Below are 16,962 nucleotides of genomic sequence, written 5' to 3' on the forward strand. Positions count from 1 at the left end.
TAATTATCAATTGATTACATAATTTAACACCACAACACTGTTCACAATCGGACAGTCACTGTACATCCCCGAACACTTTTACTATTTTTGATGTGTTAACTTCTTTTATGATAGATTCAAATGTATTGGTAATTGACGATGACGATGACATTCTGCTCAGCGCCAGGTTATTTTTAAAGCAGCATTTTAAGCAGGTAATCACCTGCAAATCACCACGGGAGATCAATGTGCTATTGAGCCGGAATGAGATTGATATCATCTTACTGGATATGAATTACCAGAAAGGCGCGAGTGATGGACGGGAAGGTATTTACTGGCTGGAACATATCTTATCTATTGATAAAGATCATGTGGTGGTATTGATGACTGCCTATGGAAACGTTGAGCTTGCTGTTCAGGCGATTAAAAAGGGGGCTACAGATTTTATCCTTAAACCCTGGGAGAATGAGAAGCTGTTCGCTACGTTATCTGCAGCCTCCCGTTTAAGACAATCGAATAAAAAGGTCAAGAAATTAGAGAAGATCCATTCGTCACTTCAAAAGGATCTCAACAGGCAGTTTGAGAATATTCTTGGAAACTCTCAACCCATTATGCAATTGCAGAATACGCTGGTTAAGGTTGCCCCTACTGATGCCAATGTATTGATCCTTGGCGAGAATGGAACTGGAAAACAGGTTTTTGCCTATGAGCTGCACAAGCTCTCAAACCGAAAAAACCAGATCTTCATGCATGTCGACCTTGGTTCTTTAAACGAAAACCTTTTTGAAAGTGAGCTTTTCGGCTATGCTAAAGGTGCTTTTACCGATGCCAAAGACGATAAACCGGGAAGGTTTGAGATGGCCGAAGGCGGTACGATCTTTCTGGATGAGATTGGCAACCTCTCTCTGCCCCTGCAGGCTAAACTACTCAGTGTGATCCAGAACCGTACGGTGAACAGACTGGGAGAAAGTAAAGAGCGTAAAATTAATGTGCGCCTGATTACCGCCACCAATATGCCGCTGAATGAAATGGTGAACAAAGGTACTTTTAGACAGGATCTGCTGTTCAGGATCAATACGGTAGAACTGGTACTTCCTCCTTTGGCCCAGCGTGGGACCGATATCCTGGTTTTGGCCAATCATTTTTTGAGTACCTTTAGTACCAGATACCATAAAAGCATTCTTAACTTCGATGAAAAAGCGGAGAACGTTCTGCTAAATTATTATTGGCCGGGTAATGTACGCGAACTTCAGCATGTGGTTGAACGTGCAGTTATTATGGCTGATGGGATAGAGATTGGTGTAAATGACCTGCAATTGAGTCCGCAGAAATTTGGCAGTAATTCCGCTCCCATTCAAACGGATATGGGTTTGGAAGAGATGGAAAAGTTAATGGTTCAAAAGGCTATCGATAAGAACAAGGGAAATATATCCAGGGCAGCGGCCGATCTGGGTCTAACCCGTGCTGCATTGTACAGACGTATCGAAAAATTTAACCTGTAATGTTTTATAACCGATTTACCTTTCGTTTATTATTCCGGCTGCTGGTTATCAATGCCACGGCCATTCTGCTGATCTACCTGATCAGGAATACCCAATTGTGGTTTACCATTACCGGGGTAAGCATTTTACTGATCGCTTTTCTTTTTAGCCTTTATTTTTACATCAACCAGATCAGGGACGATATCAAGCGGTTTATTTTGGCCGTTAAAACAAGGGATGGCACATTAAACTTTAAAAACAAAGCCACCAAGGGAAGCTTCCCGGAACTTTACGAGTCCTTTAATGAGATCATACAGATCCACAAAGACATTCAGCTGGAGAAAGACTCCATGTTCCAATTAATTAAGACCATCCTGGAACAAGTTCCTGCAGGCGTAATCGTGATCAAGAATAATGAGGAGGATGCCCGGCAAGCCGAGATCGTTTTTTTTAACCAGGCTGCTGTAAACCTGCTCAATGTACCTGCCTACAAGTACTGGCACCGATTGAGTCAGCATATCCCGCAGTTTGCCCAGGAAATTAAAAGAATTGGAAAAGGCGGTAAGCGGTTTATAGAGCTTAAGATCCAGGACAAGCTGATCCAACTGTCTACAGAAGTTATTCCGTTAAATTTATACCAAACGGATTATACCATTATTTCTTTCCAGAATATTAAGGATGAAATTGAACAGAAGGAATCTGAAGCCTGGAACCGGCTCATTGGTGTGATCTCTCATGAGATCTTAAATTCCATTACACCCATTAGTTCTTTATCGGATACGGTGAACAGCATGATCCACGACAAACAAGTTTTAAATTATGAAGAACTGGAGGATCTTAAACCGGCTATTCAGACCATTAAAAGAAGATCTGAAGGTTTACTGGACTTTGTTAAAGATTACAGGCTGATTGCTGAACTGCCAACCCCCGATTTGGAATACCATACCATTGGAGAGATTTTAAAACACATTAAGATCCTGATGCATCCTTTTGCCAGCGGAAAGAACATCCTGCTTAAGGTTGATCAAACTTCATCAAAGATCAGTATCCAGATTGACTTAAAATTGATTGAGCAGGCATTGATCAACCTCGTTACGAATAGTATCCATGCGCTGGATGATGTGGAACTTCCTGCTATAGAGATCTCTTACCGCCTGGGCCAAAACCGGTTGTATTTAGAAGTAAGTGATAATGGGAAGGGTATTGAGCCTGATCTGATAGAAAAGATCTTTGTTCCCTTTTATACAACCCGGAAAAATGGTTCGGGTATTGGCTTAACCATTACCCGAAACATTATGAAGATCCATCAGGGAAGCATTGAAGTAAACTCCATCCCTTTTGAACGGACCACTTTTTCTTTGGTATTTAAGTACGATTAGGCTGCAATTAATTTAAGCTTTGTTGATTACAGCGATTAGATAGATTGCCATTGTTCTCTGTTCGTTCATATGATCCTCTCGCCAATTGACTCTAATTTCAGACCTAAATTAGATGACTGTACCATCTGGAATAACTGCACCCTTCTTTACAACGACAATACCATCTTTAACCGTATACCACTCGTGGTCTCTATCCGAAAGATGTGAGCCGCCAATAATTTTGACATCGTTACCGATCCTGCAGTTCTTATCGATGATTGCATTTTCAATCTCACACCTGTCGCCAATACCGATCAATGGTTTATGATCTGCAACCTCTTCAGCAATTTCTATCAGCGTTTGGTATTTATCACTGCCCATGATATAACAGCTTTTAATGCTTGTTCCGGTTCCTATACGTGCCCTTATCCCAATTACGGAGTGCTTAATGCTCTCTGCCTGCAGAATACAACCTTCTGCAATGATGGTTTTATCCAGCGTTGTTCCCAATATCTTAGATGGAGGAAGCATTCTTGCCCTTGTAAAGATGCTGTGATTGCTATCGAACAGGTTGAACTTTGGAATATCATCAGTTAAGCCAAGATTCGCTTCAAAGAATGAAGATATATTTCCAATGTCTGTCCAGTACCCTTCATACTGATAACTCAGTACATCATAGGTATTCAGCATCCTTGGAATAATCTCTTTACCAAAATCCTTCTCGTGTTCATTTTCTGAAAAGATCTTGATTAGAAGTTCCCGGTTAAAGATGTAGATCCCCATAGAAGCCAGGTAATCCCTTCCTTCTGCCTGCATCTCCGGACCTGTATCGGAAGACCAGTCTACCAATAACTCAGTTTTAGGTTTCTCTATAAATGAGGTGATGATGTTTTCTTCATTTGCCTTTAAAATTCCAAAGCTTGGGGCATCTTTTGCGTTTACCGGAATGGTTGCCAGTGTAATCTGAACACCACTTTCTATATGCGCATTTACCATTTCATTAAAATCCATTTGATACAGCTGATCTCCCGACAGGATCAATACGTATTCAAACTCATGATTTAATAAGTGGTGCATAGTTTGGCGTACCGCATCGGCTGTTCCCTGGAACCAGGTTGGATTTTCAGGTGTTTGCTCTGCAGCAAGGATATCTACAAAAGCCGAACTAAAGGGGCTAAAATAGTAGGTATTTTTAATGTGCTTATTTAATGAGGCAGAGTTAAACTGCGTCAGGACAAACATTCTATGGATGCCTGAATTGATGCAGTTGGAGATTGGAATATCTACCAGCCTGTATTTACCTGCAATGGGTACTGCCGGCTTTGATCGTGTTTGTGTTAATGGTGCTAATCTAGATCCCTGACCTCCGCCAAGAATTACACCCAGTACTTTTTCAGTCATATCTATGTTTATTATATTTGGTACAAATCAATGTATTGCTGTGCGGCCCTATCCCAGGAATGATCCAGTTGCATCATAAATTTACGTATCTCTTTACTTCTCTTCTTATCCTTAAACAATTCCATTCCTCTCCAAATTGCATGGCCAACATCCCAAACGCTGCTTTGGTCGTGACAAATTCCAAATCCTCCATCACCTATATCTACTACCGTATCTTTTAAACCGCCTATTCTTCTAACGATTGGGATGGTTCCATATCGCAACGCATACATTTGGTTTAAACCACAAGGTTCAACCCTGCTTGGCATCAGTAAAAAGTCAGCACCGGCATAAATTTGATGTGACAACTGTTCGTTATATCCAATATATGTATTGTAATTCCCTGGAAAGCTTGGTTTTAATTGTTCGAGTCTCGTTTCAACCTCTGGGTCTCCGGATCCTAGAACAAGAATATTCAGCTCTCCCCTGTTATTATTCAGGGCATGATAAAATATTTCTGGTAAGAGGTCGGCTCCTTTTTCTCCTACAAGCCTTCCAATAAAAGTAAACAAGGGTTTATCAGCATTTAGATTAAAAACACTGCACAGGGCTTCTTTGTTTGCTCTTTTTCCATTTTCCAGCGTTCGTATTGCAAAATTTTTAGGAAGCATTGGGTCGGTTGCCGGGTTCCATACTTCATTGTCAATGCCATTGAGAATCCCGACCGATTTACCGCGCTCCTGCGCCAGCAAACTTTCCAGTCCGTTGGCATTATAACTGATCTCGTCCAGGTAACTTGGGGAAACTGTTGTGATCTTCCAGGCACATTTTATAGCCGAAGCAAGTGGATTGATTGAATCTTTCCAACCTAACTGTCCTGCGTTCCAGGCATCAAATGCCGGAAGATAATGCAGCTTATCCCAGCCAAACTGTCCCTGGTATTGTGCATTATGAATGGTCAAAACGGTAGGGATCTGGCTTAGGTGCCGGTATTGAACGCAGTTGGCAGTCATGAAAGGAACAAGCCCAGTATGGTGATCATGACAATGGATTACATCCGGACGGTGTTCCCATTGTGAGATCCAATCCAAAACAGCAATCTGATAGGCTAGAAAACGTTCAGTATCATCGTCATACCCATAAACTTTTTCCCTGTCCATTAGCCCTGCAATATGAACCAGGTACAGGTCAAAGCCCAGCTTATTTGTTTTTTCCCTGAAGATGCGGACCGGGAAATTCTGAAAGCCGAGTTTACCCCAGCCATCGTAACAAACTTCAAACTCATTCTCCTGTAAGAATTTGGTCTGATAAGCTGGCATTACTACTTTGGCTACATGACCTAATTTGTTTTGATATTTTGGCAGTGCGCCGACTACGTCACCTAAACCACCAACCTTAGCAATGGGATAACATTCTGCACTGAGGTGTATAATTTCCATAAATCCTATTAAAGCATCTCAAATTAGGTATTACAATAACCATTGCAAATAGTTTGATGAAATAATAATAAAATTTTACATAAAATCGTCTTCTTAAAAATCAATTCCTGCGCTGGGACTGGAATAATCCCGATGAAGAATCGGAATGAATCCTAGGTCCCATTGCAGAAGAATTGATTTTTTGCGGGAAGACTATTTTTGGAAAAATCAGGAGGAAATCCCAGACCCCATCGCAGAAGAATTGATTTTTTTCGAGAAGACTATTTTTGGAAAATCAGGAGGAAATCCCAGACCCCATCGCAGAAGAATTGATTTTTTTCGAGAAGACTATTTTTGGAAAAAAAGAAGCAAAACCCAACGCCGGGAATAACCCCGATGAAGAACCCGGACGAATCCCAGGCCCCATTGCAGAAGAATTGATTTTTTGCGAGAAGGCTATTTTGGAAAATCAGGAGGCGATCCCTACGGCTGGAATAACCCCCGATGAAGAACCCGGACGAATCCCAGGCCCCATTGCAGAAGAATTAATTTTTCTGATGTGTAAATCCTAACTAAGTATCCTGAATATCAATGGTGTAAAAATCCCGTTACCGATTATTGTTCCAAAAGTAATTCCCTAAATTGACAGCACACACAATTATAACTTATATGAAAAACATCCTCAACCTTAGCTTAATTGCTATTTGTATTTTTGGCCTGAGTTCCTGCTCGAAATATTACATCAATACCGTTAGCGGTGTTAATATTCCTAAAGATGAAAAAACCGGAAAGTTTATCCTTGAAAATGACACGGTACAGATCACATACAACTTCTTTGGAGAAAACGCGCCTGTTCAAATCACAGTTCAAAATAAATTAACTGTTCCCATTTATGTTGACTGGTCAAAATCATCTTTAATATTTGAGAACAATACGTATAGCTATGTTCCGGAAAAAGTAGCCTTTACCGGCGACCTGTCTGCTACTTCCTGGAATGGAAGAGAGTTAAGTTTTTCTGATGGTACTGTCAATGGAAAAATAGATGCCAAAAAAGAGATCAGCTTTATCCCCCCTCAGTCGAAAATTGAAACTACTACCCTATTTGTTGAAAGTCCTTTTTCCAAAAACCTTCCGGACAGTATGCTCAATGATGTTGAATCTTTAAACAATACCTATACGAGCCGGGAGATTGTAGCAAAAGCAGGTAACTTTACACCCGATAATTCTCCTGTTAAATTCAGAAGCTATCTAACCTTATTTTCGAAAACCGACAATATTGAAAAACCTTTCAGCTACGATAAACAATTCTATATCTCTAAATCAGTTAAAACAACAGTTAGACCCGGTTACTTATCTGCTTACAAAGACAAAAGCCCCAATGTATTCTATACCCGTACCCAAACCGGATATGGTAAAGCAATGACTGGTATTGCTGTAGTTGGTATTGTTGCTGGTACTGTTACCGCGACAAATGCTTTGGAAAATAATTCCAAAAAATAACAAGAAATTGCCTGGTAATTCGCCGACCAAACAGGAATTGCCAGGGTAATCATCTAAACCAATCAGGTAACCTACTAAAGCAATCTCCAAAAAACTAATCAGGAATCATCCCGGTTTTACAAGCCAACTTTAAAGGTTCGTTTAATTTTACGCCTAACAGTCTGAAATATTACCCGTATAAAAAAATCAATTCTACTGCGATGTGGCATAGGATTCATTCCGATTCTTCATCGGGATTATTCCAGCCACAGCACAGGAATTGATTTTTTTAAAGGGAACGATATTAATAAGTTAATCTTTTACTCCTAACAGTCTGGAATATTACCCGCATAAAAAAATCAATTCTACTGCGATGGGGCATAGGATTCATTCCGACTCTTCATCGGGATTATTCCAGCCACAGCACAGGAATTGATTTTTTTAAAGGGAACGATATTAATAAGCTAATCTTTTACTCCTAACGGTCTGAAATATTACCCGTATAAAAAAATCAATTCTACTGCGATGGGGCCTAGGATTCATTCCGACTCTTCGTCGGGATTATTCCAGCCACAGCGTAGGAATTGATTTTTTTAAAGGGATACTAAATTAATCCGCTATATTTCTGAACATCAGTGCAGCAACAGTTAAATTAGTTCTGCTGTCGATCAGTATTGCTGCTCCATTGGCTTTATTATCGGTATAGAAATCAAATGCCAGCTCTTCTGCCGTTTTCAAAATTACCCGGCCAATGTCATTCAGTTTAAAATCATACGCATCCTGTTTTTCAAGCGTATTGATATCTACTTTGTAGATGATCTCCCTGATCTTACATTTCGTTATTTTACTATTGTGCTGCAGCAGATAAGTAATACTTTCATCAAAAGGACGGGTATCCATCCAGCAAATGTCTGCTTCTATTAATTGTGAATTTTGAGGCAAATGATCGGAGTTTACCAACACATCTCCACGGCTAATGTCAATATTATCTTTAAGATGGAGTGTTACCGACTGACCAGCATATACTTCTAACGGTTTCTGGTCAAAGATCTCTATTCTTTCAATGGTAGAACTGCTTCCGGATGGCAATGCGGTTACGCGGTCATTTACGCTAAAGGAACCACTAAGTACCCTGCCGGCATATCCACGGTAATCATGCAGTTCATCCGTTTGAGGTCTCACTACCCACTGTACCGGCATCCTGGCCAGGTTATAATCAGATTTGTTGTCAACATCAACAGTTTCCAGAAAATTAAGGAGGCTTGTTCCCTGGTACCATTCCATATGTTCGGAATTGTTAACCACGTTATCGCCTTTTAGTGCGCTAACGGGAATAAAGGTTACCTCTTTTAAGTTTAGTTCTGCAGCAAGAACTTTGTATTTATCAGTAATGGCATTGAAAACTGTCTCGCTATATCCAACCATATCCATTTTATTAAGGCATACCACTACGTGTTCTATGCCCAATAAGGAAACGAGGTAAGAGTGGCGGATGGTCTGTTCAATTATGCCATTTCTGGCATCGACAAGAATAATAGCCAGCTTTGCTGTTGAGGCTCCGGTAACCATGTTTCTGGTGTACTGGATATGGCCTGGGGTATCGGCAATGATGAATTTCCGCTTTTCAGTTTGAAAATATTTGTAAGCCACGTCAATGGTAATTCCCTGCTCACGTTCTGCGCGGAGGCCGTCTGTTAATATGGCCAGGTCAATGGTTCCGTCGTCGTTCTTACGGTTTGATTGCTGCAGGGCTTCAAGCTGATCCGCCAGAATAGAGCCGGTATCATATAATAACCGGCCAATAAGCGTACTTTTACCATCATCAACACTACCTGCTGTAAAAAATTTAAGTATATTCATTTAAAAGTATCCTCCTTTTTTGCGGTCTTCCATTGCAGCTTCAGACACTTTATCGTCCATGCGGGCTCCGCGTTCACTAATTTTTGATGCACTGATCTCATTGATAATATCATCGATCTGATCGGCGTCAGACTCTACTGCGGCGGTACAACTCATATCGCCGACGGTACGAAAACGTACTTTTTTGTGCGATACGATATCGTCATCATCCATATTCAGAAATGGGGAAGCAGCCATAAGCTGTCCGTTGCGGGTAATGACATCGCGATTGTGCGCAAAATAGATAGATGGCAGCTCAATATTTTCTCTGCGAATATAGTTCCATACATCCAGTTCGGTCCAGTTGCTGATTGGGAACACACGAACGTTTTCACCCTTGTGGATCTTTCCGTTATAGATGTTCCACAATTCCGGACGCTGCCGTTTGGGATCCCACTGTCCGAATTCATCTCTTACGGAGAAGATCCGTTCTTTGGCCCTTGCCTTTTCTTCATCTCTGCGTGCGCCGCCGATGCAGGCATCAAAACCATGTAAAGCAATGGTATCTAATAAGGTAACGGTCTGCAGTGCATTGCGGCTGGCATTTTTTCCTTTCTGCTCCACTACCTTACCCTGATCGATAGATTCCTGTACGTGTCCAACGATCAGCTTCTCACCGATGCGTGCCACCATTTTATCACGGTAATCGATGGTTTCCTGAAAGTTATGGCCGGTATCGATATGTACCAGGGGAAAGGGGAACTTACCTGGACGGAATGCTTTTTCAGCCAACCGAACCAGGGTGATAGAATCCTTACCGCCGGAGAACAGCAGGGCCGGTTTTTCAAACTGCCCGGCAACTTCGCGTAAGATATGGATGGCCTCGGCTTCTAATTCGTCTAAATAATCTAAGTTATACTTACTCATGTTCTGCTTCAATTATGTTGTGGCGTGTAAGCCGCATTCTTTTTTCGATTGGTCTTCCCACCACCAGCGTCCGGCTCTAAAGTCTTCGCCTTCACGAACGGCCCTGGTGCATGGCGCACAACCTATGCTTGGAAATCCCTTATCGTGTAAAGTATTGTAAACAATATTATTTTCTTTGATGTATGCTTTTACATCTTCAAGCGACCAGAAGAATATGGGATGAAATTTAATGAGCTGGTTTTGCTCATCCCATTCCAGGTTACTCATGTCATTCCTGTTTAAGGATTGCTCGGAGCGGATCCCTGTAATCCAGCATTTATTTCCATTTAATGCCCGCTTTAGGGGTTCAAGCTTACGGATCCCGCAGCATTCTTTCCTGTTCTCTACAGATTCATAAAAGCTATTCGGGCCTTTTTTATTTACCATTTCCTGCAGGGCCTCTGCTTTTGGGTGATAGGCAAGGATGGGCTTTTTATAGATCTCCAGTGTCCGGTTCCATACATAATAGGTTTCAGGAAATAAGCGTCCGGTTTCCAGGGTGAATACTTCAATGGGAATATTATTGGCGAAGATCATATGTGTAATTACCTGATCTTCCCAGCCAAAGCTGGTGGAGAAAACAATCTTACCCGGATATGCTTCTGCAAAAAACCGCAGGGCATCAACCGGATCCAGATCCTTTATTTTCTCGGCAAGTGTGATCAAATGCGTTTTCATTATTTTAAATTCTTAGTCAGGATCTCCGTTACCTCATTTAACTTTTTTACTTTCGAACTAAAATCACCCTGCAATGAGTTTCTCAGAGCATTCATCTGCTGCAGGGTATCATCAAGTTCATTTGGAATACCCTCATTAAGTACTTCTTTTAATCTTTTTGCAATAGTGGGCGATTTACCATTGGTAGATATGGCAATTTTAAGGTCTCCCTTTTGAACAATAGAGCCCAGGTAAAAATCACAAAGCTCTGGTTTGTCAGCTACATTAATGAGTAATCCCCTAAGTTTCGCGGCAACTTTGATCTCTGCATTCAGTTCATTGTTGTTTGTTGCTGCCACTACGAGATTGGCTTCGTTTAAGTCGTGGGGCTCAAAATTCTTTTGTAAAAGGGTTACCTGCGGAAAGGCGGTGATGAAATCTCTGACTTCCCCGATCACCTCTGCAGCGATCACAGTTATTCTTGCCGCCGGACTATTGCTTAATAGTGCGGTTAGTTTCTCCAAGCCAACAGGACCAGCCCCGATCACAACGGTGTGCAGCTGATTTAGCTTTAAAAAAACCGGGAATAACTGGTTGCCTTCCATCTTTGTTCTATTTAATTAATTATTCTTAATACAGATCTATAAATTCTTCTTCAATATTTTTCTATCATTCTGCTACTATTAAAGAACTATACCGATAAATGATCTGCTTTATAATTCTTCCTTTAATGCCTCGTAAAAATCGCGGATTGGCTGAAATGAGGGATGCAGGGATACCACTTCACCAAAGATCAGCAATGCGGGTGCCTGAACACCTTTTTCTTTAACCACTTCAACGATGGTATCTACCGTACCTATGGCCAGTTTTTCATGCTCCGTTGAACCGCTTTGGATGGCAGCAACCGGCAAACGGCCTTTGCCTTCATTTTGGAACAGCTTTACAATTTCTTTTAATTTACCCAGTCCCATAAGCACCACAACGGTAGCTTTTGAGCGGGTTGCCTCATACAGATCATTGGAGATCTTGCCGGAAGCTGTTGTTCCGGTTACTACCCAAAAACTTTCGCTTAGGCCCCGGTGTGTAACCGGGATCTGCTGAAGACCAGGAACCGAGATGGAACTTGATAAGCCAGGAACCACTTGAACAGGGATACTGTACCCTGCTGCAAAATCCAGCTCTTCATATCCCCTGCCAAAAACAAACGGGTCTCCCCCTTTCAGGCGAACCACATGGCCGTAATTGATGGCATAATCAATCATTAGTTTATTGATTGCATCTTGTCCGTAGGAATGTTCTCCAGACCGCTTACCCACATAAACTTTGATGGCAGCCGGGTTGGCATAGTCCAACACCCCTTCATTTACCAGGGCATCATACAATACAACATCAGCAGTTTTAAGCGCATTTGCCCCCTTCATGGTAATCAGTTCAGGATCTCCTGGTCCAGCGCCTACCAAGGTAATCCTTGGCTCTTTATGGTGTATATTTTTAGGGATGATCATTAAAATTTCTCCTCTCTTATTGCTTTAATTTGATTGATAAACGCTTCCACTGCACCTAAATAGGCCGTAGCAAATTCTTTGGTTGGTTCATTTTTATTGATCTGAAGCACCAATTCATGGAATGAACTGCTTAACAGGATTTCTCCGGTTTCTACATAATGGGTATCAAATTCGCGGATCACACCAATTTGTGTACTGCTGTTTACGCCTTTATCCAGTAAGAGTGCTTTAGCACTGCTTACAAATACTGCGTAGGTGTGATAGATGGCATCAGACCAGGCTTCGGCTTCATAGGATGCCCTGGCCCAATCCAGCTTTTCAAAGGCTTCTAACAACAAGGTGGCCACAAGATCAATCACTACACCCGCACATTCACCAACACCGATGGCTGTAGCAAAGGTTTCTTCATGTCCCCAGTCTACATATTCTTCATCCTTAAGATTTGTCAGATCGGCCAGTGGCTTTAAAAGTTGGTAAAAATAGTCTTTGGTACGTCTGTCGTAATATTGGTGAAAGCTTTCTGCTTTTTCTGCGTAGGCTGCAAAATCATTCAGGATGTACCTCAATACTTCAGTTGCCCGTTTTGATGGTGCTTTAATTACCCGTTCAGCAACGCGTCCCTCACCATTTCCAACGGTACCACCACCAAGCATCACCTGAACTGCCGGCACTACCTTTCCGTTTGCTTTAACAGAACTGCCATGAAATCCGATATGCGCCAGTCCGTGCTGTCCGCAGGAGTTCATACATCCGCTTATCTTGATCTTGATCTCTTTATCATAGATCAGTTCCGGAAACTCTTCATAGATCACGTCTTCCAGTGCCACTGAAAGTGACATGCTGTTAGAGATCCCCAGGTTACAGGTATCTGTTCCAGGGCAGGTAGTTACATCGCCAACGCTGTCAAAACCAGGTGTAGCAAAGCCAAGATCTTTCAAACCCGCATATAATGCGGGTAATGCCCCTTCTCTCACAAACTTTAACAATAGTCCCTGGTTCTGGGTAATCCTGATCTCATCTGCAGCATAAAGCTGGATGGCAGCTACAAGTTTGCGTGCTTTATCGGTTTTGATATCACCAACAGGAACTTTAATGTAAACGCCATAAAAGCCTTTTTGCTTTTGCTCCAGTACATTGGTTGCACGCCAGTGTTTATACGCTAAGGTATCGTTCACATCCAATACCGGATAATCCAGTTCTGCCGGCAACTGGGGCTGTGGAACGGCATCACGATCTATTACAAAGGTTTTTGATTTATTTGCAGTCCGCTCTTCGTCCACCAACCTCAATACTTCATCCAGTCCTAACTTTTGCACCAGGTATTTTAGACGGGCCTTATTGCGGTTTGTTCGTTCGCCATAGCGGTCAAACACCCGCAGTACAGATTCTGCATAGGGGATGATCTGATCTTCCGGAAGAAAATCATGAACAAGACTGGCTAAAAATGGCTGCGCACCTAAGCCACCGCCAAGCATCACTTTAAAGCCACGCTCCCCTTTCTCATTGATCTTTGGAATAAAACCAAGATCATGGATATAGCTGTAAGCCGTATCACGCTCGTCAGATGAAAAAGAGAACTTGATCTTTCTGCCCATTTCCTGACAGATCGGGTTTCTTAGAAAGTAGGTAAAAAAGGCATGTGCATACGGAGAAACGTCAAATAACTCATTTGGGTTGATTCCGGCATCCGGAGATGAGGTTACATTACGAACGGTATTTCCACAAGCTTCACGAATGGTTACATCATCGCGTTCCAGCTCCTGCCATAATTGCGGGGTCCTGTCTAAACTCACATAATGGATTTGGATATCCTGACGGGTGGTTAGGTGTAAATTGCCGCTTCCATATTCATCAGAAACATCTGCGATCCGCAAAAGCTGCTTAAACGTTACCTTTCCAAAAGGCAGCTTAATGCGAACCATCTGAACTCCCGGCTGCCGCTGTCCGTAAACACCACGTGCCAATCTCAGGCTCCTGAATTTCTCATCGTGAATTTTGCCTTCACGAAACTCCCTGATCTTTTTTTCAAGATCAATGATGTCTTTTTCGACAATAGGATTCTCCAACTCTGTTCTAAAGCTTTGCATTTTAGTTAGGTCTAATGTAAAAAAGCTTCCCGGCCTGGCGACTGAAAAGCTTTAAGTTTTGTTCTAAACAGTCATAGTTCTACGGGTACATGCAGCACATATACAGACACATTGAAGTAAGGTTGACTGTTTTCATGAAGCAAATATATAAAGTATATAGGATTAGTAGTATAAATAATTCATAAAAAACAAATAAACAGCTAATTATCAATGTATTAATTTAAAATGGACAACCTTTCTTTATAAACTGACTTAATGAGTTTAATAGTCAATTATCTTAAATATGTAAAATTGATTAGCAGAGCCTTTTCTTCGTTTTTCAAAAGGTACTTTTATCCATTATTTCGTTTTAGATGAAAAGAAAAATAAGTATTTTACCTTTAGCGGTCTTTGCCGCTTTGCTCTTTGCGTTAAACTTCTATGCACTTTCCGGGGTTAAAGTTATTCTTGACTACTCCCTAACCGGGGTTATTTTCTGGAGTTTTTTAAGTGTGATCCTGCTCGCTTTGGTTTATTCTATCTTTAAGATGCGCGACAATGGAATGGATCTTTTATTTAAGATCAGCACCCATGCTTTTTTGGTTTTCCTTGCGTCGGAACTTGTTTTTATCGTGTTCCTTCTTGCCGGGGATATTTTCAGTCTGGTTAGCGGCCACCGGAGTTTTTACTGGATTGAATTCTCTGCAGCGCTTTTCCTGCTTACAGTTATCGTTTTCATTTATGGTATGGTTCGCGGTAAATATGCATACCGGGTAATCAAGCATGTATTGTATTTTGACGACCTGCCTTCAAATTTTGATGGTTTTACAATTACTCAAATTTCAGATGTTCATGCTGGTAGTTTCAACAACCCAAAGGCCGTCCAGAAAGGTATAGACCTGATCAAACAGCAAAAATCTGATCTTTTTGTATTTACAGGCGACCTTGTCAATAATAAAGCGGAAGAAATTAAACCATGGATCGATGTTTTTAAACAAGTTAAGGCTCCTTATGGTCAGTTCTCAATTTTAGGAAACCATGATTATGGTGATTATGTAAAATGGCCGACCGAAACTGAAAAATCACAGAACCTGGATCAGCTGAAAGCATACCATGCTGAACTTGGATACCGGTTACTGCTGGATGAACATGTGGAGATTCACAAAGACGGACAAAAGATCATTCTTGCGGGTGTTGAAAACTGGGGTGTTGGTTTTGGTGAACGCGGCGATCTGAAAAAATCCCTTGCCAACACCAACGCGGATGATTTTAAAGTACTGCTTTCTCACGACCCTACCCACTGGCAGGCCGAAGTGACCAAATTTGCTTCAAAGATCCACCTAACGCTATCGGGACACACACATGGCATGCAATTTGGTCTGGAAGCCTTTGGGATCAAGTGGAGTCCGGTTAAATACAGGTATGCACATTGGGCGGGCATTACCAGCGAAAATGGCAGGTTCCTGAACATAAACAGGGGTTTTGGTTTCCTCGGTTTTTCCGGACGTGTAGGCATTTGGCCAGAAATCACCGTAATAGAATTGAAAAGAACTGCTGGTATAAGTTAATTTATATACTTTTGTGCCGCATTATAACAGATAACTGCAAACGTTAATGGAAGAAAATAAACTGAGAGAAAATAGCCTGAAGGATACGATTGACAGTACAGATCTTAAAAGGGTATTTAAAGATAGAAAGCGGACGAACATTTTAAATGGTGCCGAACAGGTAACCATCTCTTACCTGGTTAAAAGAGTGCCTGCATTTATAAGTTCTAATACACTTACTTTCATTGGTACTGTCGGCTCCGTTATTGTTTTGGCTGGATTTATCCTCGCTACCTATTTTGAACGAAGCTTTCTTTTACTTTCCGTTGCCGGATTGGCCATAAACTGGCTTGGGGATTCACTGGATGGCAGGATTGCTTATTACCGCAATATTCCAAGAAAATGGTTTGGTTTCTCTCTGGACATTATTATGGATTGGGTAAGTACCGTTCTGATTGGCCTGGGCTACCTCGTTTATGCCAGGAATGAATATGAACTGATCGCTTTTGTATTTGTTGCACTTTACGGCTGGGCAATGATCATTTCACAGCTTCGCTATAAGATCACGGATATTTATAGTATCGACTCTGGTTTGGTTGGCCCGACAGAAGTGCGTGTGATCCTTGCACTGATCATCATCATTGAAGTGATCTTCGGACATCTTATCGAATATTTTGCCGCAGCAATGTGTATTACTTTATTTATTATCAATTTTGTAGATACCAGGAAACTTTTAAAACTTGGGGACATCCGTGATGATACAGAACGAGAAGCTAAAAGAAGATCGGCTTAAACTGCCAAAGAAAACTTCGGTCTTTATGTTTATAAAGGCCCAGTTATCTGCTTTTGTTGGCGGCATTGTCGATTATTCGGCAATGATTGCCTGTACAGAGCTTCTTGGCATTCACTATACCATTTCTATTGCCATTGGTGGTGTTATTGGTGCCATTCTTAATTTCTCTGTAAACAGATACTGGACATTTAATACGAATAAGGCAAGCAATTCCCCTGTTGGTAACCAGCTCGTTAAGTTTATATTTGTGGTTGCCGGCAGCATTTTCCTTAAATCATCAGGCACTTATCTTTTTACCACCTTTTTGCACACCGATTACAAGATCAGCCGTTTAATCATCGACATCATCGTTTCACTCGGATTTAATTATGTACTGCAAACCTATTGGGTTTTCAGAAAACGTCCGGTTAAGTCCGTACCGCTTTAACAATCAAATCGGTTCAGAAAACATCAGTTATTCTGTATCGCTTCAACAAATGCATGCATCAATTAAG

15 protein-coding genes are annotated in these 16,962 nt (G+C 41.5%); 7 read left to right on the forward strand and 8 right to left on the reverse strand.

Going from position 1 to position 16,962, the window contains the following annotated elements:
• Positions 1–107: 107 nt before the first annotated feature.
• Together ATK78_RS14020 and ATK78_RS14025 are read left to right on the forward strand one after the other, a co-directional pair.
• Entirely contained in the window at positions 108–1,481 is a 1,374-nt protein-coding gene (locus ATK78_RS14020; protein ID WP_133576745.1) for a sigma-54-dependent transcriptional regulator, read from the forward strand.
• Entirely contained in the window at positions 1,481–2,839 is a 1,359-nt protein-coding gene (locus tag ATK78_RS14025; protein ID WP_133576746.1) for a sensor histidine kinase, read from the forward strand. The genes ATK78_RS14020 and ATK78_RS14025 overlap by 1 nt, the downstream gene beginning before the upstream one ends.
• A 108-nt stretch (positions 2,840–2,947) precedes the next feature.
• On the opposite strand, the gene ATK78_RS14030 is transcribed toward ATK78_RS14025, so the two are convergent.
• On the reverse strand, positions 2,948–4,219 hold the full coding sequence (locus ATK78_RS14030; protein ID WP_133576747.1) for a glucose-1-phosphate adenylyltransferase: 1,272 nt from the start codon (positions 4,217–4,219) through the stop codon (positions 2,948–2,950).
• A gap of 11 nt (positions 4,220–4,230) precedes the next feature.
• Positions 4,231–5,637, reverse strand: a complete 1,407-nt coding sequence (locus ATK78_RS14035) for a glycogen synthase (protein WP_133576748.1) — start codon at positions 5,635–5,637, stop codon at positions 4,231–4,233.
• Positions 5,638–5,903: 266 nt separating this feature from the next.
• Here ATK78_RS14035 and ATK78_RS14040 point away from each other — a divergent pair, with 266 nt between their 5' ends.
• Both ATK78_RS14040 and ATK78_RS14045 read left to right on the forward strand, forming a co-directional pair.
• Entirely contained in the window at positions 5,904–6,188 is a 285-nt protein-coding gene (locus tag ATK78_RS14040) for a hypothetical protein (protein ID WP_133576749.1), read from the forward strand.
• Positions 6,189–6,285: 97 nt separating this feature from the next.
• On the forward strand, positions 6,286–7,116 hold the full coding sequence (locus ATK78_RS14045; protein ID WP_133576750.1) for a hypothetical protein: 831 nt from the start codon (positions 6,286–6,288) through the stop codon (positions 7,114–7,116).
• Between the two features lie 588 nt (positions 7,117–7,704).
• On the opposite strand, the gene ATK78_RS14050 is transcribed toward ATK78_RS14045, so the two are convergent.
• The 6 genes from ATK78_RS14050 to ATK78_RS14075 all read right to left on the reverse strand — a co-directional run bounded on the left by ATK78_RS14050 (position 7,705) and on the right by ATK78_RS14075 (position 14,149).
• Entirely contained in the window at positions 7,705–8,955 is a 1,251-nt protein-coding gene (locus ATK78_RS14050; RefSeq protein ID WP_133576751.1) for a sulfate adenylyltransferase subunit 1, read from the reverse strand.
• Complete coding sequence (gene cysD / locus ATK78_RS14055) at positions 8,956–9,861, reverse strand: sulfate adenylyltransferase subunit CysD (protein WP_133576752.1); 906 nt, start codon at positions 9,859–9,861, stop codon at positions 8,956–8,958. It abuts the gene before it with no gap.
• Between the two features lie 12 nt (positions 9,862–9,873).
• Positions 9,874–10,578: a phosphoadenylyl-sulfate reductase gene (locus ATK78_RS14060; RefSeq protein WP_133576753.1), complete on the reverse strand. Its 705-nt coding sequence runs from the start codon at positions 10,576–10,578 to the stop codon at positions 9,874–9,876.
• On the reverse strand, positions 10,578–11,162 hold the full coding sequence (locus ATK78_RS14065; RefSeq protein WP_133576754.1) for a precorrin-2 dehydrogenase/sirohydrochlorin ferrochelatase family protein: 585 nt from the start codon (positions 11,160–11,162) through the stop codon (positions 10,578–10,580). Before ATK78_RS14065 ends, ATK78_RS14060 begins: the two co-directional genes overlap by 1 nt.
• 108 nt (positions 11,163–11,270) lie before the next feature.
• Positions 11,271–12,062: a uroporphyrinogen-III C-methyltransferase gene (gene cobA / locus ATK78_RS14070; RefSeq protein WP_133576755.1), complete on the reverse strand. Its 792-nt coding sequence runs from the start codon at positions 12,060–12,062 to the stop codon at positions 11,271–11,273.
• On the reverse strand, positions 12,062–14,149 hold the full coding sequence (locus ATK78_RS14075) for a HEPN domain-containing protein (protein ID WP_133576756.1): 2,088 nt from the start codon (positions 14,147–14,149) through the stop codon (positions 12,062–12,064). The genes cobA and ATK78_RS14075 overlap by 1 nt, the downstream gene beginning before the upstream one ends.
• A gap of 353 nt (positions 14,150–14,502) precedes the next feature.
• Here ATK78_RS14075 and ATK78_RS14080 point away from each other — a divergent pair, with 353 nt between their 5' ends.
• Genes ATK78_RS14080 through ATK78_RS14090 form a run of 3 tightly spaced genes read left to right on the forward strand, consistent with a single transcriptional unit; the run spans position 14,503 to position 16,895 of the window.
• Positions 14,503–15,696 carry a metallophosphoesterase gene (locus ATK78_RS14080; protein WP_133576757.1) on the forward strand — a complete coding sequence of 398 codons (1,194 nt, stop codon included), beginning with the start codon at positions 14,503–14,505 and terminating at the stop codon, positions 15,694–15,696.
• Between the two features lie 46 nt (positions 15,697–15,742).
• The gene (locus ATK78_RS14085; RefSeq protein WP_133576758.1) at positions 15,743–16,468 is read left to right on the forward strand and encodes a CDP-alcohol phosphatidyltransferase family protein; all 726 of its coding nucleotides are present in this window, start codon (positions 15,743–15,745) and stop codon (positions 16,466–16,468) included.
• Positions 16,431–16,895: a GtrA family protein gene (locus tag ATK78_RS14090; RefSeq protein WP_243732531.1), complete on the forward strand. Its 465-nt coding sequence runs from the start codon at positions 16,431–16,433 to the stop codon at positions 16,893–16,895. Before ATK78_RS14085 ends, ATK78_RS14090 begins: the two co-directional genes overlap by 38 nt.
• The last annotated feature ends 67 nt before the right edge of the window (positions 16,896–16,962 follow it).

The organism is Pedobacter metabolipauper, from assembly GCF_004362715.1.
In the GTDB taxonomy this organism is placed as follows: domain Bacteria; phylum Bacteroidota; class Bacteroidia; order Sphingobacteriales; family Sphingobacteriaceae; genus Pedobacter; species Pedobacter metabolipauper.

Excerpts from the sequence above, each read along its gene's own strand:
- ATK78_RS14035 (WP_133576748.1), bottom strand. The coding sequence starts at position 5,637 with ATGGAAATTATACACCTCAGTGCAGAATGTTATCCCATTGCTAAGGTT.
- ATK78_RS14080 (WP_133576757.1), top strand. The coding sequence starts at position 14,503 with ATGAAAAGAAAAATAAGTATTTTACCTTTAGCGGTCTTTGCCGCTTTG.
- cobA (WP_133576755.1), bottom strand. The coding sequence starts at position 12,062 with ATGATCATCCCTAAAAATATACACCATAAAGAGCCAAGGATTACCTTG.
- ATK78_RS14060 (WP_133576753.1), bottom strand. The coding sequence starts at position 10,578 with ATGAAAACGCATTTGATCACACTTGCCGAGAAAATAAAGGATCTGGAT.
- ATK78_RS14025 (WP_133576746.1), top strand. The coding sequence starts at position 1,481 with ATGTTTTATAACCGATTTACCTTTCGTTTATTATTCCGGCTGCTGGTT.
- ATK78_RS14030 (WP_133576747.1), bottom strand. The coding sequence starts at position 4,219 with ATGACTGAAAAAGTACTGGGTGTAATTCTTGGCGGAGGTCAGGGATCT.
- ATK78_RS14045 (WP_133576750.1), top strand. The coding sequence starts at position 6,286 with ATGAAAAACATCCTCAACCTTAGCTTAATTGCTATTTGTATTTTTGGC.
- ATK78_RS14075 (WP_133576756.1), bottom strand. The coding sequence starts at position 14,149 with ATGCAAAGCTTTAGAACAGAGTTGGAGAATCCTATTGTCGAAAAAGAC.
- ATK78_RS14050 (WP_133576751.1), bottom strand. The coding sequence starts at position 8,955 with ATGAATATACTTAAATTTTTTACAGCAGGTAGTGTTGATGATGGTAAA.
- ATK78_RS14020 (WP_133576745.1), top strand. The coding sequence starts at position 108 with ATGATAGATTCAAATGTATTGGTAATTGACGATGACGATGACATTCTG.
- cysD (WP_133576752.1), bottom strand. The coding sequence starts at position 9,861 with ATGAGTAAGTATAACTTAGATTATTTAGACGAATTAGAAGCCGAGGCC.
- ATK78_RS14065 (WP_133576754.1), bottom strand. The coding sequence starts at position 11,162 with ATGGAAGGCAACCAGTTATTCCCGGTTTTTTTAAAGCTAAATCAGCTG.
- ATK78_RS14090 (WP_243732531.1), top strand. The coding sequence starts at position 16,431 with ATGATACAGAACGAGAAGCTAAAAGAAGATCGGCTTAAACTGCCAAAG.
- ATK78_RS14085 (WP_133576758.1), top strand. The coding sequence starts at position 15,743 with ATGGAAGAAAATAAACTGAGAGAAAATAGCCTGAAGGATACGATTGAC.